The sequence below is a fragment of the Psychrobacter sp. TPE 89C genome (genome assembly GCF_055522395.1).
On record NZ_JBVFXW010000017.1, the window covers coordinates 35,231 to 57,566 of the forward strand.

At 41.9% G+C, this 22,336-nt stretch carries 19 protein-coding genes; 11 read left to right on the forward strand and 8 right to left on the reverse strand.

All coding sequences use genetic code 11. The annotated features are described in order from the left end of the window. Positions 1-50 precede the first annotated feature (50 nt). From ACZW67_RS07050 to ACZW67_RS07080, 7 genes are all read left to right on the forward strand, one after another. Positions 51-1,844, forward strand: a complete 1,794-nt coding sequence (locus ACZW67_RS07050) for an acyl-CoA dehydrogenase C-terminal domain-containing protein (protein WP_465182692.1) — start codon at positions 51-53, stop codon at positions 1,842-1,844. A gap of 305 nt (positions 1,845-2,149) precedes the next feature. Continuing rightward, positions 2,150-3,934: an acyl-CoA dehydrogenase C-terminal domain-containing protein gene (locus tag ACZW67_RS07055; RefSeq protein ID WP_465182693.1), complete on the forward strand. Its 1,785-nt coding sequence runs from the start codon at positions 2,150-2,152 to the stop codon at positions 3,932-3,934. Between the two features lie 247 nt (positions 3,935-4,181). Further along, complete coding sequence (locus tag ACZW67_RS07060) at positions 4,182-6,635, forward strand: site-specific recombinase (protein WP_465182694.1); 2,454 nt, start codon at positions 4,182-4,184, stop codon at positions 6,633-6,635. 248 nt (positions 6,636-6,883) lie between these two features. Continuing rightward, entirely contained in the window at positions 6,884-7,957 is a 1,074-nt protein-coding gene (locus ACZW67_RS07065; protein WP_465182695.1) for a glycosyltransferase family 4 protein, read from the forward strand. Between the two features lie 223 nt (positions 7,958-8,180). Then, complete coding sequence (locus tag ACZW67_RS07070; RefSeq protein ID WP_465182696.1) at positions 8,181-8,633, forward strand: PH domain-containing protein; 453 nt, start codon at positions 8,181-8,183, stop codon at positions 8,631-8,633. A 104-nt stretch (positions 8,634-8,737) separates the two neighbouring features. Further along, positions 8,738-8,977, forward strand: coding sequence for a hypothetical protein (locus ACZW67_RS07075; RefSeq protein WP_465182697.1), 240 nt, complete (start codon positions 8,738-8,740; stop codon positions 8,975-8,977). A 21-nt stretch (positions 8,978-8,998) separates the two neighbouring features. Further along, a complete protein-coding gene (locus tag ACZW67_RS07080; protein WP_465182698.1) occupies positions 8,999-9,496 on the forward strand; it encodes an N-acetyltransferase family protein in 498 nt (165 codons plus the stop codon). A gap of 149 nt (positions 9,497-9,645) precedes the next feature. Here the strand turns inward: ACZW67_RS07080 and ACZW67_RS07085 are convergent, their stop codons facing one another. Both ACZW67_RS07085 and rsmA read right to left on the reverse strand, forming a co-directional pair. Then, positions 9,646-10,482 (reverse strand): symmetrical bis(5'-nucleosyl)-tetraphosphatase, encoded by an 837-nt coding sequence (locus ACZW67_RS07085; protein WP_465182699.1) that lies wholly within the window; start codon positions 10,480-10,482, stop codon positions 9,646-9,648. A 140-nt stretch (positions 10,483-10,622) separates the two neighbouring features. Beyond that, complete coding sequence (rsmA, locus tag ACZW67_RS07090) at positions 10,623-11,486, reverse strand: 16S rRNA (adenine(1518)-N(6)/adenine(1519)-N(6))-dimethyltransferase RsmA (RefSeq protein ID WP_110923808.1); 864 nt, start codon at positions 11,484-11,486, stop codon at positions 10,623-10,625. A 409-nt stretch (positions 11,487-11,895) separates the two neighbouring features. Here rsmA and ACZW67_RS07095 point away from each other — a divergent pair, with 409 nt between their 5' ends. Further along, complete coding sequence (locus tag ACZW67_RS07095; RefSeq protein WP_465182706.1) at positions 11,896-12,948, forward strand: DUF4238 domain-containing protein; 1,053 nt, start codon at positions 11,896-11,898, stop codon at positions 12,946-12,948. A 169-nt stretch (positions 12,949-13,117) separates the two neighbouring features. On the opposite strand, the gene pdxA is transcribed toward ACZW67_RS07095, so the two are convergent. Continuing rightward, a complete protein-coding gene (pdxA, locus tag ACZW67_RS07100; protein WP_465182707.1) occupies positions 13,118-14,203 on the reverse strand; it encodes a 4-hydroxythreonine-4-phosphate dehydrogenase PdxA in 1,086 nt (361 codons plus the stop codon). 337 nt (positions 14,204-14,540) lie between these two features. Between pdxA and dnaB the strand changes: the two genes are divergently transcribed. The 3 genes from dnaB (at position 14,541) to argF (ending at position 18,297) form a co-directional block, all read left to right on the forward strand. Beyond that, entirely contained in the window at positions 14,541-15,944 is a 1,404-nt protein-coding gene (gene dnaB, locus ACZW67_RS07105) for a replicative DNA helicase (protein WP_110923805.1), read from the forward strand. Positions 15,945-16,086: 142 nt separating this feature from the next. Next, positions 16,087-17,193 carry an alanine racemase gene (gene alr / locus ACZW67_RS07110; RefSeq protein ID WP_465182700.1) on the forward strand — a complete coding sequence of 369 codons (1,107 nt, stop codon included), beginning with the start codon at positions 16,087-16,089 and terminating at the stop codon, positions 17,191-17,193. Between the two features lie 186 nt (positions 17,194-17,379). Next, the gene (gene argF, locus ACZW67_RS07115; RefSeq protein WP_110923803.1) at positions 17,380-18,297 is read left to right on the forward strand and encodes an ornithine carbamoyltransferase; all 918 of its coding nucleotides are present in this window, start codon (positions 17,380-17,382) and stop codon (positions 18,295-18,297) included. A 144-nt stretch (positions 18,298-18,441) separates the two neighbouring features. Here argF and rpiA read toward each other — a convergent pair whose 3' ends face one another. The 5 genes from rpiA to ACZW67_RS07140 all read right to left on the reverse strand — a co-directional run bounded on the left by rpiA (position 18,442) and on the right by ACZW67_RS07140 (position 22,286). Continuing rightward, positions 18,442-19,101: a ribose-5-phosphate isomerase RpiA gene (gene rpiA, locus ACZW67_RS07120; RefSeq protein ID WP_465182701.1), complete on the reverse strand. Its 660-nt coding sequence runs from the start codon at positions 19,099-19,101 to the stop codon at positions 18,442-18,444. A gap of 229 nt (positions 19,102-19,330) precedes the next feature. Then, complete coding sequence (locus ACZW67_RS07125) at positions 19,331-20,641, reverse strand: arsenic transporter (RefSeq protein WP_465182702.1); 1,311 nt, start codon at positions 20,639-20,641, stop codon at positions 19,331-19,333. 67 nt (positions 20,642-20,708) lie between these two features. Beyond that, positions 20,709-21,455, reverse strand: a complete 747-nt coding sequence (gene arsH, locus ACZW67_RS07130) for an arsenical resistance protein ArsH (RefSeq protein WP_465182703.1) — start codon at positions 21,453-21,455, stop codon at positions 20,709-20,711. Further along, positions 21,445-21,849 (reverse strand): arsenate reductase (glutaredoxin), encoded by a 405-nt coding sequence (gene arsC, locus ACZW67_RS07135; protein ID WP_465182704.1) that lies wholly within the window; start codon positions 21,847-21,849, stop codon positions 21,445-21,447. Before arsC ends, arsH begins: the two co-directional genes overlap by 11 nt. A gap of 74 nt (positions 21,850-21,923) precedes the next feature. Then, positions 21,924-22,286, reverse strand: coding sequence for an ArsR/SmtB family transcription factor (locus ACZW67_RS07140; protein WP_465182705.1), 363 nt, complete (start codon positions 22,284-22,286; stop codon positions 21,924-21,926). Between the last annotated feature and the right edge of the window lie 50 nt (positions 22,287-22,336).

Below are 22,336 nucleotides of genomic sequence, written 5' to 3' on the forward strand. Positions count from 1 at the left end.
CTACCTACTCTTGACGATTATTGATTATATGCCAAAAAGGACAGGAAGTTATGCAATATAAAGCGCCCTTACGTGATATTCAATTCGTAATGCATGAGTTACTTGATAGCGAAAGCCACTATAAAACTTTACCTGCGTTTCAGGAAGCTGACCGTGAATTAATGGACAGCCTGTTCGAAATGGCTGCAAGCTTCGCTGAAAATGAGCTATCACCATTGAACCAAAGCGGTGATGCTGAAGGCTGTCATTTTGATAATGGTGTTGTTACCACGCCAAAAGGTTTTAAAGAAGCGTACAAAGCGTTCTGTGAGCTTGGCTTCCCTGCTTTGTCTGCCGAAGAAGAGTTCGGTGGTCAAAACATGCCTTTTTCATTATCAACGGTTATCAATGAAATGGTTGGTACGGCCAACTGGTCATTCTCCATGTACCCTGGCCTATCACATGGTGCTATTCAAACCATCGAGCACCATGGTACTGATGCACAGAAACAAACCTATCTAGAAAAAATGATCAGTGGCGAATGGTCAGGTACAATGTGTCTGACTGAAGCGCATGCGGGTTCTGATTTGGGTATCATCCGTACTAAAGCTGAGCCTAAAGAAGATGGCAGCTATAGCATTACTGGCCAAAAAATCTTTATCTCTGCCGGCGAGCATGATTTAACTGACAATATTATTCACATTGTATTAGCGCGTCTACCAGGCGCACCTGCTGGCACAAAAGGTATCTCATTGTTTATCGTCCCTAAAATGACGGTGAACGAAGATGGTAGCGTTGGTGAAGGTAACAATGTCGTTTGTGGTTCTATCGAGCATAAAATGGGCATTAAAGCCTCTGCCACTTGTGTCATCAACTTCGATGGTGCAACAGGTTACCTAATTGGCCCAGAAAACCGCGGCCTACAGTGCATGTTTACCTTTATGAACGTTGCCCGTATCGGTACTGCTGTTCAAGGTCTAACAGCTGCTGAGTATGCGTTCCAAGGTTCACTAACCTATGCAAAAGATCGTCTGGCCATGCGCTCGCTTTCAGGCACTAAAGCACCAGAAAAAGTAGCTGATCCCATCATTGTACATCCAGCAGTTCGTAATATGCTATTGACCGAAAAAGCCTTTGCTGAAGGTGGCCGTGCATTGGTTTATTACCTCTCACATTTTGCGGATATCGTCGCAAAAGGCGAAGGCGAAGAGCTTAAATTTGCTGATCAAATGTTGTCGCTATTGACACCAATTGCCAAAGCATTCTTGACCGAAACTGGTTTAGAAGCCGCCAATCATGGTATACAGATTTATGGTGGTCACGGTTTTGTGAGCGAATGGGGTATGGAGCAAAACGTCCGTGATACTCGTATCGCTTGTCTATACGAAGGGACGACTGAGATCCAAGCACTTGACTTATTAGGTCGTAAAGTATTGGGCTCTCAAGGCAAACTGCTTGGCAACTTTGTTAATATCATTCAACAGTTCTGTGAAGATAACAAAGAAAATGACGAGATGGGTCAATTTGTTCGTCCACTTGTCAAGCACCTTAAAGAATGGGGTAATCTAACGGCACGTATCGGCATGCAAGCGACTGAAAACCCTGAAGCAGTAGGCGGTGCAGCGGTTGATTACATGTACTTCAGTGGCTATGTCACACTAGCTTACTTATGGGCTCGTATGGCACTAGTTGCACAAACTGCTATTGCAGACGGTACTAGCGAAGCCGCATTCTATGATGCCAAAGTAAAAACCGCACAATTCTACTTTGCTAAATTATTGCCACGTACCACCACTCACGTACAGCGTATCAGTACTGGTGTTGAGCCATATATGAGCATGGACGTCGATCAATTTGCTTTTTAATTGAAGACTTTATAAATTAGCTAAGATATATGATCGGCAACATACAACGGTATGTTGCCGATTTATTTTATGCCCTTGTGAGTCGCTTTAGTATCTCATATCAACGACGGTCTTAGCCCTTGAGAGGTAGTTCAGCATCACAATAGTCGCTACTGACTTTTGGTGCACGCACGATTCACGAAGAAATACACCCGCGCGCAAGCTTATTTGTTAAACTTTAATTATTAATCGCTCAGGTTACATTAGAAAAACAACCTATAACTTTAATACTCTTAACTCTACTCATTTGAACCAAAGGAATGTTTATGGCTGTCTATAATGCCCCTCTTAATGACATGCGCTTTATCTTAAATGACGTGTTTAATGCACCTAAATTTTGGCAAAATAACGAAAACTTAGCTCATGTGGACATAGAAACCGTCGATATGATTTTGGAAGAAATGGCAAAACTGTCAAAAAACATTCTGTTGCCTATCAACCGCAGTGGTGATGAAGAAGGCGCAACATTTCATGGTGACGGCGTCGTCACTACCCCAACTGGATTCAAAGAAGCTTATAAGCAATTTGCTGAATCAGGCTGGGTTGGTTTAAGCGGTAACGCTGAGTACGGCGGTCAAGGCTTCCCAAAAATGGTCACTATGTTGACTGAAGAAATGGTTTTCACTGCAAACCAATCGTTTGCACTGTATCCAAATCTGACAGTCGGTGCGACGCTTTGCTTGAACGCTGCTGGCTCTGAAGAGCAAAAACAGACTTACTTAGAAAAAATGTATAACGGTGAATGGTCAGGTACCATGTGCTTGACCGAGCCACATGCTGGTACGGATCTGGGTATCATCAAGACCAAAGCTGTGCCTAATGATGATGGTAGCTTTGATATCTCTGGTACCAAAATCTTTATCACTGGTGGTGAGCATGATCTGACTGACAATATCATTCATTTAGTATTGGCAAAAACACCTAATGCGCCAGAAGGCTCAAAAGGTATTTCATTGTTTGTGGTACCAAAATTCTTGGTCAACGAAGATGGCAGCTTAGGCGAGCGCAACACATTGGCAGTGGGTTCTATCGAACATAAAATGGGCATCAAAGCATCAGCCACTTGTGTCATGAACTTTGACAATGCTAAAGGTTGGATGGTTGGCTCAGAAAACACTGGCCTATCTTCAATGTTTATTATGATGAACTATGAACGTGTCACCATGGGTCTACAAGGCCTTGGCGGTTCTGAGCTTGCCTATCAAAACGCTGCTTTATACGCCAATGATCGTGGTCAAGGTCGTAGCGATACGCAACTACAAAGCCCAGAAAAACCTGCTGATGCTATCATTCATCATGCTGACGTACGCCGTATGCTACTGAATGCTAAAGCCAATACCGAAGCTTCTCGTTGTTTTGCCATGTACGTTGCGAAAAACCTCGATGAAGAGAAATTTAGTACAGATCCTGAGTTGGCAAAAGCGGCTTCTGCCCGTGTTGCCCTACTCACGCCAGTGGCTAAAGCATTTTTGACCGATAAAGCGTTAGAAGCTACCGTTGATTGCCAGCAAGTATTTGGTGGTCATGGCTATATCCGCGAATGGGGTATGGAACAAATTGTACGTGATACTCGTATTGCACAGATTTATGAAGGCACCAACGGTATTCAAGCGCTTGATTTATTAGGCCGTAAAGTTGCTCGTAATAACGGCAAATATGTCACAAATTTCTTGGGTGAAATTCGTGACTTTATCGGTAATATGAAAGCAGATCATGGTATCAAACAAGCGACACTAGATGCTGCAGATACGATCGAAGCATTGACTCAGACTGTGCTTGGTAATATTGGCGAGCGTAAAAATGAAGTCAATGGCTGTGCCGTTGATTATATGCATGCCTTTGGCTACCTAGCATATTCGTACATGTTTGCACTGATGGTCGAAGCGGCCAATGGCAAAGAAGGTGATTTTTATACCAACAAAGCCAAGCTTGCTGATTATTTTGTCGGTCGTATATTGCCACGTATCGAGTCACATGCACAGATGGTACAAGCTGGTAGTGATCCGATGATGAACTTTGATCTTGATTACTTTAATGTACCTGCTAGCTAAGTAATTATCATATAAAACACTCTTAAAAAAGGACAGTCACATTGAGCTGTCCTTTTTTGTGCCAAAATGATTCTCATCATAATTGCTAACAAAATAAGTGACTATCAGTGAATGGTTCAGATTAAAATGACGTACAATAAAGCGTTATTTTAACCAAATAAAGAGGTTGCCATATTTTTAGAAAAACGCTTACTGTGACCCATTACATAATAAAAACTACCAAAATAATCATAACAAAGGGTATGACGTGTCAGAAATGAAACACATTTTACAGCAGATTACTGCCTTAAGTGATGTACCCGATAACGCGGTACTAAAGCGTTTAATAGACGAGCTACGGGTAAATGATAAAGAGCCCGCCCTCGCCAACGCAAATATTCAATCGCTTATTGACATTCTTCGTCAGCATCCAGAATATGCTGATGGACTCTCTAGCTTCGTCCTAAAGATAATCATTCAATACCGTCAAATCGCTTTGTATACTGATACTGGCATCATGTCAGACCAAGGATTCTTTAACAGCTTACGCCGTTTGGTTGGCCATCGTTTTTTGCCGATACTACCGCAAGAAGACTCTGTCGTTGAGTTGGTTGGCTACTTGTTCGATAAAAAGTCTGATGAACGTTGGCTTGCCAATATCGAAAAAGATAAATGGGATACGTTAATAGAGCTGCTTAAAGTAGAAGAGAAGCATTTAGACTTAGTCGCCACCGTAAAAAACAGTATTTTGAATGCGATTATTATCTTGTCTTATCGCATCAGTGGTATCGGCTTGCATCCTGATTTGATGGACTCTTACCCGCAGATGTTGAATTACTCAGCGTCTTTTGTGGCTCAAAACCAAGAAGCGGTCCTGTTTGTCAATGAATACAGAAAAGCGCATGAACTTGACACGTTAACGGACATCACCCCTGAACAAGCGGTTGATCCAGCGCCTTTACTCGTGATGATTGAGCAGTGTGAGGATATCGTTGCCACCGTACGCAAACGTATTTACAAAACTGGTATCTCTATTCGTCTGACGAATATGATGCTGCGTTTGGATCAAAGCTTACAACGTATGCGCATCTTGACGGAGCTGGTCACAGATGACGATCACAAGCGCGATCGTGCGGTGATTGATCTGATTCAAACGCTGATTACAACTGCCAATCGTCGCTATAGTATTGGTTATTTAATCGATAATAATACCAAGCTACTCTCTCGTAAAGTAACAGAAAATGCTAGCCGTGTCGGTGAGCATTACATCAGCACCGATAAGTCTGGCTACCGAAAGATGTTCAAAAAAGCCTCTATTGGTGGCTTTATCATTGCGTTTATGGCCACGATTAAAATACTGGCTTATCAATTGGCACTGGCTCCGATAGGTCGAGCATTCGTTAACAGTATGATTTATGGTTTAGGCTTTGTCTTCATCCATGTCATCCGCGGTACCGTTGCTACTAAACAGCCAGCCATGACTGCGGCCGCTATTGCCTCTACCATATCTGAAAGCTCTGGTAAAAAATCCCATCAGCTGACCAAATTATCAGAATTGGTCGTCGATATTTTACGTACTCAGTTTGTTGCCATCATGGGTAATGTGATGCTAGCGATACCCGTTGCCCTCATTATCTCTTTTGCATGGCTGCAATATACGGGTACACCGATGATTGACTCCGAAAAAGCGGGTCACCTACTCCATGATCTAGACCCCTTTCATTCGCTGGCACTGCCCCATGCTGCGATTGCTGGTGTGTACTTATTTTTATCGGGTTTGATTGCTGGTTATTATGACAATTTAGCGGTGTACAATAATATAGGTGCCCGTATCCAACGCCATAAACTACTCATGTACATACTACCGAAATCATGGCTTCAGCGCCTTGGTGGCTTTATAGAAGCCAATTTGGGTGCCATCATGGGTAACTTTTTATTCGGTGTGTTCTTAGGTAGTACTGCGACAATTGGCTTTATATTTGGCTTGCCAATTGATATTCGCCATATTGCGTTTGCCTCGGCGAACTTGGCACATGGTTTATTTAACATATCTGCCGATGAGATAAGTTGGAGCGTTATCTTAGTCTCAATGCTTGGCGTGGCGCTTATTGGTATCGTCAACTTATTGGTCAGTTTTTCACTGGCACTGTTTGTTGCATTACGCTCTAAAGAAGTTCGTTTCTTTGAATGGAGTCGCCTAACAAAATTGGTGTTCGGTCATATTATTAGCCATCCTTCTGACTTTTTCTGGCCACGTGATAAGCCAATGAAATACGCACGTATCGACAGCCAAGGGCATATGATATTTGACGATACCTCAGCGCAAAAAAATGGCAAACATTTACCAAGCAATTATGTCGTACGACGCTTGTCTGATGTCAGAATTTTACCTGAGTCTAAACAAGGTAATGCTCAGTATCCTCAAACAAACACTGATATATATTATGACAATCAACCTGAGGGCGATCATACGCAAGCTCATGCCCCTTCTCACCAAACTGTAGACCTTGACGATGGCTTAATGGATGAAGAGCTCAATAGCATGCCCTACACCAATGATATTCAGTATAATCAAACGGACAAAATGCCGAACAATCATGATTACGATGCTAACAGCGATATCAGCAAAGAACCACATCATGTAGATCCTGATAGTAAAGCAGCAGGCGATGCAAAGACACCTCTGCCAAAACCAAAAAAGCCGCCAAAACTGCCTAATTAATAGGATGGTTTGGGTGGCTTTATACTTGGTTAACTACTGATCTTATGGCTAATGAGATGGCTAACCATATTATTTGATACGTCATTGCTCTCACCACCTAAATCTTATCAAGTCACCATAGTTAACCGCTTCGTATAAAATGATGGCATATCTCTGTCGGCTTTGACAACATGAGTCAGCCGAACCAGAACCATCAGTAGCCCTAATATGTACATGTTCAACAGACCCTAACAAGCAAGGCAATCGATTTGAAAATTTTAATGGTGTTGTTTTATGGCCTTAATAAGGGCGCTGGTGTTGAACGCGTAGGTTCTATGATTGCTAATGGTCTATCTGAGGTGGGCCATGAAATAATATTAGCTAGTATTGGACCTTGTGATACACCTTTCTTTCCTCTAAATGAAGATATTAAAATAATTTCACTATCGGGTTCTCCCCGCGTCAAGTTAGGTCATACGCTTAATGCTATTTATAAAATAAGAAAGCTGTTAAAAGCAGAGCGTGCTGACATAATAATGGCAGTAGACACAAAGTCTATTCCATATACTTTACCCGCGACTTTAGGCTTGAAAGTAAAGCATATAGGCTGGGAGCATTTTAACTTTGATCCTAATGAAGGTATCAGTAGAAGCTCTGTCGTCAGACATTTAGCGGCACGATATTGTGACTCAGTGGTTACTTTAACCGAAAGAGATAAGGAATATTGGCTAAAAAATACTCGTCATAAATCACAAATAATCGCTATTGCCAATCCTTGTCCGTTTCCTATTCAAGAATATATTGAGGAAAATAAAAAAATAGTATTGGCGGTTGGTCGTCTACATAGAGAAAAAGGGTTTGACTTATTACTTGAAGCTTGGCTTCAGGTAACTACAATGATGCCAGAGTGGACATTAAAAATAGTTGGTGAGGGTGAAGAAAGAGCAAAGCTAACTGAGTTTATTGAAGCAAACCAAATAACTGAGAGTGTGGAACTGGTCGGTGCGACTGATAATGTGGGTCACTACTATAGGGAGGCAGAGATATTTTGCCTGAGCTCTCGCGCAGAAGGGTTTGGTATGGTTTTGACTGAGGCTTTAGCTTTTGGCCTCCCTATTGTTAGTTTCGATTGTGGACCTGGCCCCGCAGAAGTTTTAAAAGGTACAGGCTCTATTTTAGTTCCTAAAAATGATATTGGCCAACTTGCTTCAGCGTTGATTGGTTTGATGAAGAATGATGAGCAGAGAAAAACTATCAGCTTAAGAGGTAAAGAGAAAGTCGAAATTTATCAACCCGCTAATATAATAAGTGAGTGGTTAGATTTACTCAAAAGCTTTGGATAACTCAAAATATTATCTTAATTGGTTGTATGACTGGCGTATATCTATAGCGAACCAATCAGGTGTTTTTACTGGTTCGGTGCGCTAATGAGGATTTGAACTTGTGGCTGTAAGCTAATGGTATCAGCGTTTTAACTCACTGAAACAGTCTAAGTGTACTTCGCGGTGTACATGAAATGAGCTATTCGAACATAAATATTAACTAAAGGCTTTCTGCTAACAAATTATGATAAGTACTGTATTCACATCAAAGATTGATTTTTGGTTGGCGTTTTTAATATTGGGTTCTAGCTTACTACTCGTTTTGGTGCCTGTATGGGAATGGATGTATAACAATAGTTCTATTAAAAGAATAATATTTATTAGCCTTTTTACCATACCAACTGCGTTACTGCTATTGGTACTGTTTTTTAATATAAAGTACACTTTGACAGCTGACACATTGTTAGTGAAAAATGGTTTTTCTACTCAGAGCATTTCATTAGAAGATATTACAAATATCACTCCTACCAGCAGTACTTTATCTGCTCCAGCACTGTCTTTAGATAGGATTGAGATAAGATATGAAGGTGGTAGCATAGTGATATCACCAAAAGACAAAGACAGGTTCTATCATGCAATACAAGAACGTGTACCAGCATTAAAAACTGATGATAATAATGGGTTGATAAAGAATTAGCCTATAATTCGGTGCGCTACACATGCATCGAACTATAGGTTTATTTGAACACAAAAAAGCCTATACAATGATTATCTAAATAATATTAAAAACGTGGATCAAATATGAGTATTTTTTCAAAACTACGAGAAATAGAAAGTAAGTATAAAATTAAACTACATGAAGGTGAAAGCTTTAAACAAGCTGTGTACAACGGGGAGATGACAGATTCGGAAGATTGTATTATTGATAAAATTGAATTAATTTTAAAACATTATCCTGACAGCCAAGATATTTCCTTATCTACGTACCAATCAGATGAGACCTCAGATGATGCATTTTGCTACGCTGTGGTATTACCCTAATACTTAAATATGGAGTGCCACATGTTTTATATACGGAAGGCAGACCAGAACGATGTATCAGATATTGCTAATATACACTTTGAAAGTTGGAATGCTACGTATTCGAACCTTTTACCCGAAACGTATAGAGACAAAGAAAATAACTTGTCTCAAAAAATAGAAATGTGGGGGAAGGTATTATCTAGCTCTGGTGTGAATACATGGATAGCATATAATACTGAGAATACCGCTGTAGGGTTTATTTCTTACTTTAAAAAAGATCACGAGTGCGAAATAACCACTTTGTATCTCTTACCACAATACCAAAATTTAGGAATAGGTACTAAGTTAATGGAATCAGCCCTAATTGTTGCTTCTCAATGTAATAGCTGCTCCAGTCTATCTTTATGGGTGTTAAAAACTAATCTATCTGCAATTAGTTTCTATGAAAAATTTGGTTTCGAGTCTGACGGGCAATATGATGAAGAACTATATGAAAACACCAAAATAACAGATATTAGAATGGTAAAAGCACTCTAGTATCTGTTATTTTGACTACACCCCAGCGAAACCATCTAATTCACCCCTCAAACCGATTAACAGACTACTTAAAATAGACCGTTATAATGGAATCATTTATAACAGACCACTTATCTAGCCTTGTATATCAAGCTCAGCTATAGCCCTCATTATGAACTCAGGCATTGCTCGCTTGACGTTATTACTTGACCGTCACTGAGATGATAAGCCAATAGACAATTGCCCCACACGCAGCCACCGTCGAGTGCACGTGCATGTGGCAAATCAACCTCACCTTTTAGCGCAGCCCAATGTCCAAATAGTATCTTACGCGTCCGTGGTACTTGCCATTCAAACCATGGTAAAAAACCTTCCGGCATCAATTCATCCAAACCTGCTGAAAAACCAAACTCAAGCGTGCCATCCTGTTTACATAGACGCATACGCGTAAAATAGTTAGTGATAGCGCGCATTTTAGTAAAGCCATTGATATCTGGCTGCCAATCATCAGCTGACTTGCGATACAAATTCGGTAATAAGCGATCAAGTTGCCATAAGCTGCTTTGTAATTGCGCTTCTACTTGTTGTGCATAGCCTGCTGCTTCATCGATACTCCAATGCGGTGGAATACCAGCATGCACCAGTACGGTCTGTTCATCAGGGTAAGCCAATAGCGGCTGATGCCGTAACCACTCAAGCAACTCATCACAATCATCAGCGGCAAAAATAGGCGCTGTCTTATCCTTCTTTTTGAGCTTCGCCGCGCCGCGCCAGACAGCAATCAAATTGATATCATGATTACCAAGGACTGTTGCTGCCGCTCCTTTCTCACATAGCGCCTTGATATGACGCAACGTACTTAATGAATCCTCACCACGTGCTACCAGGTCACCAGCAAACCATAGCTTGTCTTGGGCTGGATCAAAATTCAAGGTTTCAAGTAATTTAAGATAAGCAGCATAGCAGCCTTGCAGGTCTCCAATGACATACTGGTGACGAAAACTCATAGTACCTCTATGCTTTTTAGATATGAATTTATATATGAGCACTCTTAAGTGAGCATTCTTAAGTGAGTACTCTTATATCAATAGTTTTAGGTGAATAATTTTATGTGAGTATTTTGAGAGGTGTTCAATAATAGATTGAATTAACCTTCTACTTTGCGTGCCTGATTGCTCAAATTGACAAAATCTTTCACACTTAAGACTTCAGGACGCGCTTGTGGGTCAATAGCACAAGCAGCAAAATCTTCTTCGCTCAACGTTGGCAATAGCGTAGATTTCTTAAAAATCGCACGTAGTGTCTTACGACGATGGTTAAAGGTTTCGCGTACGACAATCGCAAAATATTCTTCATCTTCTGCCACGACTGGTTTAGTAATATGCGGCGTCAGACGAAATACAGCACTGGTTACTTTTGGTGGCGGATTAAAAGCGCCACGTGGTACGGTCAATAGATAATCTGTACCGCAGTGATATTGCATAATGACTGATAAGCGACCATAAGTTTTGCTACCAACATCAGCAGTGATGCGCTCAACCACTTCCTTTTGCAACATGAAGTGCATGTCTTGAATCACATCGGCATAGCTGAGTAAATGGAAAAGTATCGGGGTAGAGATGTTATATGGCAGGTTACCGACCACACGTAGCTTGCCACGCTCAGGACTATAAAGCTCGCGATAGTCCACATGCATCGCGTTGTCTTTGATAATCTCAAAATTCGGATGACTGTTGGCACCAATACGGATACGCAAACTGTCTGCCAAATCACGATCCAACTCTACTACGGTCATTGCATCAACCTCTGCCAATAGTGGCTCAGTCAACGCACCCATTCCCGGCCCGATCTCAATTAGGTTGTCATCGCGCTCGAGACGAATGCTTTCAACGATTTCGCGAATGACGCTGCCATCATGCAAAAAGTTTTGACCAAAGCGCTTACGCGGTTGGTGTTTAACAGCACGTAGGCTGTTGGAAATAGATTGAGCATCAAACGGAGTTTTGGACATAGAAGAGTCTTAATGTATAAAAGATAAATGGGCGATAATGGCAATAATATGCCAATTATATAATGATGAATTATACCACAGCTCAGAATTAGGCTGTATTGTTGAAACATTATTATCGATAAGCTACCCATACTTTATCGCAACAGATACAGTGACGTCTTATACCCGACGTCATGTGTCATAACGTCTCTTATAGGAACAAAAGTGTTTCCTAGTAAGACTTGAATATTAGGCTGTTGCAGTACCTATATACTTCTGAGTGTATAGAATTTCAGCTTCTCGAACTCAATATCAACTATTCTAGATAGGATTTGCGATATAGTTTTCTTATGCAGCATGCTTTTTAATAAAAATATAGAACGCTAAATAATTGTGTAATTTTAATACACTAAGGGATAAAACTTTGAAAATGACTACTGATGTTAAGAAGCAGCATACCGTACCCCGATTTTTATTGGATAAGTTTAGTTTTGAGACAGGTGGCAAGAGAAATAGGTTGTTTACTTTCGATAAATTAAATGAAAAACGCTTTGAACAAACTGTATTTAATGCAACCACAATGAATTCATTTTATAACTTTGTAGATCATCCTGATTCGATAAGTTTGGAGCCCGTTCTTGGTATATATGAAGATCAAGCAGCTCCGTTAATTAAAAAAATAGTTGAAGAGCAGAATATTCATTGGTTGTCTGAAAAAAACATGTACATAATCGCCGAATTTATAGCTGTACAGCAATCAAGGACAAACACACGTTTGCAGTTAATAGAGCGTATTGCTAGCACTCTTGATGCACGTCTCACACAAATGAATCCTTCGGGTGAGAAAGTAGAGACTGGATTTGGAGCGGAAGGGTCAAGCGATCGTAAAAATGTTTTTCTCGATGGAATAGTAAGCCAAGCAGAAGTAATATCAATTCTTTTAAAAAAATCCTGGATACTTTTTGAGACAACGAAAGAAAACCCATTTTTCATATCTGATAATCCAGTCACACTATACAACAGTATTAATATGGGGCTATATGGCACCTTAGGCATTGCCCTTGAAGGCATAGAGATTTATATTCCACTATCATCTACTATTACATTAGGTTTAATTTGTCCTTCGATTTCTAAGCTGAAAGCCCAACAAGCAGCGGAGATATCAAGTCGACCTAAAATATTAGACGTTTTCAATAAATTAAATGCATCTCAAAAGAAGTTGGTTCTAGATAAGGCAAATCAAACTGAGACTGAGTTTTTACAAGCGGTGAAAAACCTAAATTCATGTATAGAAATGGCAAAAAGCTTTGAAGATGGCACCTCGTACCTTATACAAGATGAGAAGCTAAAACATTTAAATAGTTTGCAAGTCGCACAATCAGAAAGATATGTTTTTTCTGGAATAGATGATTTCGAAGTAGTGCAGAAAATGCTTGCTATGGACGAGCAGTACAAATATGGACCAAGTGTGAAAATAGGATGATTTTTCGAAGTCATTTATTAAGGCATACCCCCAACGAAACTAGTCTAGTTCACCTCTCAAACCTATTAATAGACCACTTAAAATAGGTCCTATTTAATACTTCATAAATAAGCATTATCGACGGTCAGCTTACCCAATACTGCGTAACAACTCTCGCTACAATACCGACTTATGCAAGAGGTTTTTCAATAAGTGATTTATCCGCCATCTCATTGGCCATGAGCAGCGCTTGATATAAGCTAGTTGCACTTGCACCTCCTCGCCCTGCCAAATCAAGTGCTGTACCATGATCAACCGAGGTGCGAATATAAGGCAACCCTAAGGTCAGATTAACCGTATCGCCAAAGCCGTGTGATTTGAGCACTGGCAAACCTTGGTCATGATACATAGCAATCACCGCATCACAGTTTGCTAAATGCCTTGGGGTAAATAACGTATCCGCTGGCATTGCCTCTGATATATTAACGCCTGCCTCAATAAACTCGTGCAACACTGGGTTGATAACCTCAATCTCTTCCATACCTAGATGGCCGCCCTCGCCTGCATGTGGATTAAGCCCACAAACTAAAATTCGAGGCTGCGTTAAGCCAAATTTCTCTCGCATATCATCGATGACAATCTGCACCGTTTGGCGTACATTGTCGGTAGTGATAGCTGCTGGTATGTCTTTTAATGCTAAATGAGTCGTGACAAGTGCGACTTTCATCGCTTGATTGGCAAGCATCATCACTACTTTTTCACAGCCACTTTGCTGCATAAAAAACTCGGTATGACCGCTAAACATGGTGCCATCTAATAACTTAATGTCTGCGTCAATGAGTGCGGACTTTTGCAATGGGCCGGTAATGATAGCAGCGACTGTTTTATTGAATGCTAGCTTATGCGCAATATCCAATTGGTGGGCAACCATGATCGAGTTGCTAGTATTAATTTGTCCAGAAATGACTGGTGCTGCGCAAGGTGTGTTAAGTAGGATGAAAGCATCATCACTATGAGTCGTATTCGTTGACATTTGCTCTGAGAAATCATCGGCATCTATATGTGCGTCTACAGTCTGCCAAGATGGGCAAACTTTTAAGACACCAGCAGTGGTAAGCTCTTTTGCACGCTTTTTCATTGCGTCTGCATCAGCAGTTACCCAAATTGGCCGTAAAAAGTCTTGCAACTTATTTTCTGTCGCTAGTAGCAGTACGACGTCCATACCAATGCCAGCAGGTTCGCCTGTCGTGATTAATAACGGTAATTTATTTTGCATCATAAAAATAGTCTCATATTTTAATTAAACATCTGATTTTATTGTTTTTATAGTTAAATACACTGGTTTTTATATCTCAGAACTGCAATTCATCTCTTCAGCTATCAACCCTAATAGCTTCAGATTTAGTTGCCGTACCCGTCTAAAAAAAGCCCATAATGTGTTAAACTTTCGCATCTGATTGTAGCATTTACTGGCAAGCGTGAGACTGCATTTTGTGTTGTATCGTAGCAGCACACCGCATTTGCTTTGCTGTATTATTGCCAATCATCAAACACTTATATTAAATATCTATTTACACCCTCTTTCATACCGACTCTTGATACATTAGGCACTCATGGCAGATACCGAAAAAAACGACGACTTGCTCAATCAAACACCGCCGCACAATATCGATATTGAAAAGGCGTTGCTTGCCTCTTTGATGAGTATCGAAGAGGCGTATGACAAGATTGCCGATATCGTTACCAAAGACGACTTTTATGCTGGACGCCATCAATACATCTTTGATGCGATTGCCCATTTGGCAGCGGTCAATGAGCCTTATGACACGGTCATGGTGCATGACTGGTTGGAAGCACAGAAACTACTCAAAGGTGCAGGTGGTGACAGTTACTTGGCAGATATTTTGAGCCAAAGCCCTGCTACCTTATTCAACCTCACGGCCTACGCGCAGCGTGTACGTGAACTATCAACGTTACGTCAGCTGATTACCACTGGCAATGACATGTTGACTTTGGCTTATAACCCGAAAGACCAAAGCGTTAGTGACATCTTAGACAGTGTCGAAGGCAAGATATTTAGTATTAATGAGCAACACAACAAACGCGCTGAACAGCGTGGCCCTGTCGGCATTACCTCGGTGTTGACCAACGTCATCGATAAAATTCAAGAGCTTAAATCCAATCCAGATGGCATGATTGGTTTGCAAACGCCGTTCGCTGAACTAAATAATAAAACACAGGGTTTGCAGGCAGGCGATTTAATTATCGTCGCTGCGCGTCCTTCGATGGGTAAAACTACCTTTGCGATGAACTTAGCAGAAGGCATTTTATTTAACGAAGACCTACCAGTCGTGGTATTTTCGATGGAGATGCCCGCAGAGTCTATCGTCATGCGTTTACTGTCATCGTGGGGTGCGATTAATCAGACGCATCTGCGTTCTGGACAAATGAATGAGGATGAATGGGCAAAGATGATGAATGCCATTCAGCATTTGCAATCTAAGCACCTGTATATCGATGATAGTACTGCTCTGCCACCATCTGAGATGCGTTCACGCTGTCGCCGTATCGCCAAAAATCATGATGGCAAGCTTGGCGCTATCGTAGTCGATTATCTCCAGTTGATGAAAGTGCCAAACCTAGATGGCAACCGTGTTGGGGAAATCTCTGAGATTTCTCGTAGTCTAAAAGCCTTAGCACGCGAACTTGAATGTCCAGTGATTGCGCTGTCTCAGCTTAACCGTAGTCTAGAGAACCGTCCTAATAAACGTCCGATTATGTCAGATTTGCGTGAATCAGGTGCGATTGAGCAGGATGCCGATTTGATTATGTTCATCTACCGCGATGAGGTTTATAATGAGAACTCAGATCACAAGGGTGTGGCTGAAATTATCATTGGTAAACAGCGTAACGGCCCTATCGGTACCATACGTTTGGGTTTTGAAGGACAATTTACTCGCTTTATCAATCTGACGCCAGAATACTATCAAAACGTCAGTTTCGAGAATGATGAATAGTCATAGCTTTAAATATTATGCTTGCTCAACCTTAGACACTTAATACAAACAGCTCTCAGTAACCATAGCCAGTGCCACATCAATCCAATTGATGCAGCATTGGCTTTATCACTTCATAACTTTGCTAATAAAGAAGCCAATTATGCGTACTATCACTATCAAACCAAAAGCCATTACTCATAACCTCAACCAAGTTAAAAAAATGGCGCCACACTCTAAAGTTCTGGCCATGGTGAAATCCAACGCTTACGGACACGGGATAGCGGCAGTTTTGCCAGCATTACAGCAAGCAGATGGTATTGGAGTCGCCACCTTAACTGAAGCACTAGAAGCACGACAATTAGGTTGGAATAAAACGATTGGTTTGATCGAAGGTGCGTTTACCGCTGATGAGTGGCAGCAAGCCATTGATAGCGATATTAGCTGCGTCATTCATCATGAGCCACAGTTGCAATGGGCATTGGAAAATATCCCACCAGCTAGTAGTGCCACTAGAGTGGTGTGGATTAAATACAATACAGGTATGAATCGCCTAGGTTTCGATGCCGAGGGTGTAATTGCTGCCGCTAAACAGCTTCATGCTGCTGGATACCAACTGATCCTCACCACACATTTTGCCAATGCAGATAACAGCACTCATCCATTAAATGCGATGCAAATACAACGTTTTTCAGACGTTTTAAACACTTTACAAGAGACTGTTAGCGCTGAGATTAAGGGTTCATTGTGTAATTCAGCTGGTATCGTCAATTTTTCAGAGCATCATTATGATTGGATACGTCCAGGTATTATTTTATATGGTAGCTCACCTGTCGTTGATCAAAGCGCACAAGCATTAGATTTACAGCCAGCGATGGATTTTAGCGCGCAAATTATCGCTCTACAGACAGTCAATGCAGACCATGCTATTGGTTATGGCAGTCGTTGGATCGCACAAAAAGACACCAGAACAGCTCTAGTCAGTATCGGCTACGGAGATGGCTACCCTCGTGTCGTCAACGATGACGCTTATGTCTCTGTCATTGACACGAGCAATAATCAAAGCTATCGATGCTCGGTCATTGGGCGTGTGGCAATGGATATGATTGTCATTGATGTCAGTACTGCGCCAGAAGACATTGCTTTAGACAGTAAGGTGATGCTATGGGGCGATGCACCGCACGTTGATGAGGTCGCTGCACATGCGGGTACGATTAGCTATGAGCTGCTATGCCGCCTGAGCATACGTCCAAAGCGCGTTCAAGCCTAATAATCATAATACGACGGTGAAATTGCCGAGTACTGGAGTGACTGAACAATCAGACTAAATTGGGCGTTTACATTAGAAGTAATTACGCTATACTAAAAGTTTGTTGTCACCCCAGTATGCGCACTGATGCGATGCTATTGAAGACTGATAACGTTTCACTGACTGCGATCGACTGCTAGGATTACTATGAGTTTGCGCCATTTTTTGACCCTATCTGATTTAACCAAACAAGAACTAGAAACCCTTATCAAACGCGCAAGCGAATTACGTAAGATGCAACATGCTGGCGAGATATATCAGCCTTTTGTTGGTCGTACGCTGGGTATGATTTTTGAAAAATCCTCAACCCGCACGCGTATTTCTTTTGAAACAGGTATGGGCCAGTTTGGTGGTAGTGCTATCTTCTTGTCGCCAAATGACACACAGCTTGGACGCGGTGAGCCGCTAGAGGACTCTGCTCGTGTGATCTCTAGTATGGTTGATATCATTATGATTCGTACCTTTGGTCACGAAAATGTTGAGACTTTTGCAGAATACTCAAGCGTTCCAATCATTAACGCTCTAACTGATGAGTACCACCCTTGCCAGTTGCTTGCTGATATGCAGACCTATTATGAGCATCGCGGCAGTATCGAAAACAAGATTGTAACGTGGGTCGGTGATGGCAATAATATGTGTTCATCATTTATGCAAGCGGCCAATCAGTTTGGTTTTGAGCTACGTGTGGCAGCGCCTTATGGCTTTGAGCCAGACCCTAAATTGATGGAACGCTTCTCTCATTGCGTCAGCCTCGTCGAAAATGTACAAGATGCGGCAAAAGACTCAAACCTAATCGTCACCGATGTATGGGCAAGTATGGGACAAGAGTCAGAGCAAAACACCCGCGCCCGTCGTTTTGCACCTTATCAGGTAACACCATCACTGCTAGACAAAGCTGATCCCGAAGTCGTGTTTATGCATTGCTTGCCTGCTCATCGTGGTGAGGAAATTTCTCATGATATGCTAGATGATCCACGCTCAGTGGTATGGGATGAAGCAGAAAACCGCTTGCATGCACAAAAAGCATTAATGGAATTTTTGTTAAAAGACAAAATCAAAATCTAAAAAATATAGCTATAAGTTATTTATCGAAGAGTAAATAAACAAAAGGCAGACCACATTGATTGTGGTCTGCCTTTTTATTGCTACTACATAACAAGCTACCATAGCGTTTTTAACGGATGAGTGTCTTGTAACGAGCAAAAAGTTTTAACGAGTCAGTGTTGTCACCCCATTACTACCAGCTTTTAGCAATACATCAGCTTGGTTGGCAGCAAATATACCATTACACACCACACCTACGATATTATTTAGCGTTTGCTCAAGCTCTATTGGATTGCTCACATCCAAATCATAGGTGTCTAAAATAACGTTTCCATAATCGGTCACGAAATCTTCACGGTAAACTGGCTCGCCGCCTAGACTCACCAATTGGCGTGCAACATAAGAGCGTGCTTGTGGTAATACTTCAATCGGTACTGGGAACTCACGTCCAAGCATCTCGACACTTTTACTCTCATCAACCATGCATATAAATTTATTAGAAGCTGCTGCCACAATTTTTTCACGAGTAAGCGCGCCGCCACCGCCTTTTATCAATTGTAAATGCTCATTCACTTCGTCCGCACCATCGATATAAAGATCAAGCGTACCAGCAAAGTTTAAATCAACGATCTCAATACCAAGGGCACGAAGTTTGTCTTCAGTGACCTGTGAGCTAGCAACTGCGCCAGCAAGCTTTACTGTCGGCAATAATTCAATCAAGCAATTAACTGTACTACCTGTGCCTACGCCCAGTATCATGCCATCTTCGACATAGTTTAGAGCAGCTTTGGCTGCGGCTTGCTTTTGTGCTTGCTGATCACTCATCATAAATCCTTGGGAAATAAACGGACAGTCAATTCTATATAAGTTGGATACGGCGTTAGGCTCGCTTAGCCTACCACTTATAGCACTTTCACTCGCCTGCCTCATATCCAAATTATCTTTAACCGACTATGTCATTATAAAAGAGGTAAAATGCGCCGCTATTATACCCGATGAGTTTGATCGATGTCAGCGTAATAACCACGCTAATCACAAGAGATTTACTCAACCTTTAAAATGTAGACAGATAAGGCAACCACAAGACTAAGGCCAGTAGCGTGACCAATAATACGGGCGGTGTAATAATCAGCCCAATTTTCATGTACTGTCCCCAGCTGATTTTATAGTCTTTTTCTGCCAATACATGCAGCCACAATAAAGTTGCCAGACTACCGATAGGCGTAAATTTCGGCCCCAAATCATTGCCAATTATGTTGGCATAAATCATAAGCTCACGAGTGGCATCTGGTACTTGCGCACTATCGATAGCCAGCGCACCAACTAAGGTGGACGGCATATTATTCATGATAGATGCCACAATAGCAGATAGAAATCCAGTTCCTAATGTTGCGATGACCACACCCTGCTGTCCTAGCCAATTTAAAATTTGAGCACCATAGGCCGTCAAGCCTGCATTACCCAAACCATAAACTACCAAGTACATACCGATTGAAAACAATACGATTTGCCAAGGGGCTTTTCGCAAAACATCGGATACTGAAACCACTGCACCGCGTCCACCTTGCCACCACCGTCCTGCGATTGCCATTAGCAGCAGCGCAGCGACGCCTGTCACAAACGAGATAGCAATGCCTAATGATTCCGTCGTAAAGTAAGCAACGAGTAGTAATGCTAAAAGCGGAAAAGCCGCCTTAAAAACGAGCGGATCTTCAATCGCGGTCTCTGGCGCACTCAGCTCAGCAACAGAGTAGTGTTTTGGAATGTGCCGCGCATAGACGCCCCATAACACAGCGAGTGTCGCGATGACGGAAACGATATTGACCGGCACCATGACCGCCGCATAACGTCCAAAACCAATGTCAAAATAATTGGCACTGACGATATTGACTAGATTGGATGTCACTAACGGTAGGCTTGCAGTATCAGCAATAAAGCCTGTTGCGATAATAAAAGCCAAAGCGGATGGTGGTGAGAACTTAAGACGCAGCAAGATAGCGATGACAATCGGGGTCAATAGTAATGCTGCCCCATCGTTGGCAAAGAAGGCAGAAATAAACGCGCCTAAGATTACAATCATAGGAAACAGCAATCTTCCTTGCCCATTGCCCAATCGAGCCACATGCAAAGCTGCCCAACCAAAAAATCCAGCTCTATCTAAGATAAGAGAGATAATAATAAGTGCGACAAAGGTAAAAGTTGCATCCCAAACAATGTCCCACACAACCCCGATATCGGAAAGCTGTACTACGCCAAATACTAAGGCGATCAATGCACCACCCATTGCGCTCCAGCCAATACCCAGTCCTTTAGGTTGCCAGATCACTAAAATTAACGTGACGATAAATATAGTCAATGCGATCATCGAGTAACCTTTCTAAGCTCAATTATTATAAGAAGCCGTATTAAAAAATACATGATGAGAGAGTGAATTAGAGTGATTTTTGATTGACGCGTTTTGATAGTTCTTCGGTGCTCTCTACCCGTTCAGAGTAGCGATCGGTCAGATAGGCTGAGCGTCCACGAGTTAGATACGTGAATTTCACCAACTCTTCACAGACATCAACGAGACGCAAATACAAAGGAGATTTATCCATACGATCATCGTCGTTAAATTCTAAAAAAGCCTTCGGAATAGAGGATTGGTTAGGAATCGTAATCATCCTCATCCAGCGACCAAGGATACGCAGCTGATTGACCGTGTTGAAGCTTTGACTACCGCCGCTGACTTGCACGACTGCTAACGTTTTACCTTGGGTCGGACGGACGCCACCTAATGACAGTGGAATCCAGTCAATTTGCGCTTTCATGATACTGGTCATGCTGCCATGCCGTTCTGGACTTACCCAGAGCATACCCTCTGACCACTGTGCCAGCTCTCGCAGCTCTTGCACTTTGGGATGATCTGCATCGGCAGCATCAGGCAGTGGCAAGCCCGTCGGGTCAAATGTCCGAACCTCACAACCATACCAGCGCAGTAACCGACTCGCTTCCTCGCTTGCCAGTCTAGAGAATGAGCGCTGGCGTAGAGAGCCATATAGCACCAATATCTTGGGTGGATGGCGCGAATCATTTGGACCAATCAACGCTTCAATATCGATAGGCTGTATACTGTCTGCATCAATATTGGGCAAATCACCCAAATCGACCACATTCAAATCTGCTGTATTATTTGCCATGATGAATGACTTCCCCGTCTTCTTTCGTAAAACTACTCACTGGATGCTCTAGCAACTCAAACACTCGCTCTGACGGACGGCATAACGCGGCGCCTTTATTGGTGAGCACTACAGGACGGTTGATTAAAATAGGATGGGCAATCATCGCATCGATGATCTGATCATCAGATAATTCAGGATTGTCTAATCCTAATTCATCGTTGATGGACTCTTTGCTTCGTAATAGCTCTCGTGGCGTGATATTCATTTTTGCCAATAGCTCTACCAAGTATTCACGGGCTGGTGGAGTTTTGAGATACTCGACCACTTCAGGATGCTCACCTGACGCATGCATAATGGCTAAGGTATTACGAGAGGTTCCACATTTGGGATTATGAAAAATTAATGATGTCATAGTGATTTCACTTATTGTCTGAATATGTTTTTGAACTCTGGATATATTATTTGAATATAGTCTTAAGAGTTATCTTACTTGCTGTTTGAGTCATTAGTATTAACGACCCCACATCCACTTAGACTGTCCATAAGGGACGCACACAATTCTGGATGGCCCGCGCAGCAGTCTTGCAATAGAAACTGAACGGCAGCTTCCATGTGCGATAGCGAAGCACGATAGATAATCTGTCGGCTTTGGCGTTGCGAAACCACCCACCCTGCTCGCGCCAGCACTGATAGATGCGCTGACATGGTGTTATGTGGTACGGATAATTGACGGGCAATTTCACCCGCAGGCAGGCCCTCAGGCTCTTGACTGACAAGCAACCTAAAGGCTTTTAAACGAGTATCTTGAGAGAGCGCAGCAAAGCTTGCGATAGCATTATTTATTTCCATATATCCAATAATATAGACATATTAAAATTATTCAATATTTTTTAATAAAA

Bases quoted from the DNA above. Each gene is read 5' to 3' on its own strand.
- ACZW67_RS07050 (WP_465182692.1), top strand. From the start codon at position 51: ATGCAATATAAAGCGCCCTTACGTGATATTCAATTCGTAATGCATGAG.
- ACZW67_RS07055 (WP_465182693.1), top strand. From the start codon at position 2,150: ATGGCTGTCTATAATGCCCCTCTTAATGACATGCGCTTTATCTTAAAT.
- ACZW67_RS07070 (WP_465182696.1), top strand. From the start codon at position 8,181: ATGATAAGTACTGTATTCACATCAAAGATTGATTTTTGGTTGGCGTTT.
- ACZW67_RS07075 (WP_465182697.1), top strand. From the start codon at position 8,738: ATGAGTATTTTTTCAAAACTACGAGAAATAGAAAGTAAGTATAAAATT.
- ACZW67_RS07080 (WP_465182698.1), top strand. From the start codon at position 8,999: ATGTTTTATATACGGAAGGCAGACCAGAACGATGTATCAGATATTGCT.
- ACZW67_RS07085 (WP_465182699.1), bottom strand. From the start codon at position 10,482: ATGAGTTTTCGTCACCAGTATGTCATTGGAGACCTGCAAGGCTGCTAT.
- rsmA (WP_110923808.1), bottom strand. From the start codon at position 11,486: ATGTCCAAAACTCCGTTTGATGCTCAATCTATTTCCAACAGCCTACGT.
- ACZW67_RS07095 (WP_465182706.1), top strand. From the start codon at position 11,896: ATGACTACTGATGTTAAGAAGCAGCATACCGTACCCCGATTTTTATTG.
- pdxA (WP_465182707.1), bottom strand. From the start codon at position 14,203: ATGCAAAATAAATTACCGTTATTAATCACGACAGGCGAACCTGCTGGC.
- dnaB (WP_110923805.1), top strand. From the start codon at position 14,541: ATGGCAGATACCGAAAAAAACGACGACTTGCTCAATCAAACACCGCCG.
- alr (WP_465182700.1), top strand. From the start codon at position 16,087: ATGCGTACTATCACTATCAAACCAAAAGCCATTACTCATAACCTCAAC.
- argF (WP_110923803.1), top strand. From the start codon at position 17,380: ATGAGTTTGCGCCATTTTTTGACCCTATCTGATTTAACCAAACAAGAA.
- rpiA (WP_465182701.1), bottom strand. From the start codon at position 19,101: ATGAGTGATCAGCAAGCACAAAAGCAAGCCGCAGCCAAAGCTGCTCTA.
- ACZW67_RS07125 (WP_465182702.1), bottom strand. From the start codon at position 20,641: ATGATCGCATTGACTATATTTATCGTCACGTTAATTTTAGTGATCTGG.
- arsH (WP_465182703.1), bottom strand. From the start codon at position 21,455: ATGGCAAATAATACAGCAGATTTGAATGTGGTCGATTTGGGTGATTTG.
- arsC (WP_465182704.1), bottom strand. From the start codon at position 21,849: ATGACATCATTAATTTTTCATAATCCCAAATGTGGAACCTCTCGTAAT.
- ACZW67_RS07140 (WP_465182705.1), bottom strand. From the start codon at position 22,286: ATGGAAATAAATAATGCTATCGCAAGCTTTGCTGCGCTCTCTCAAGAT.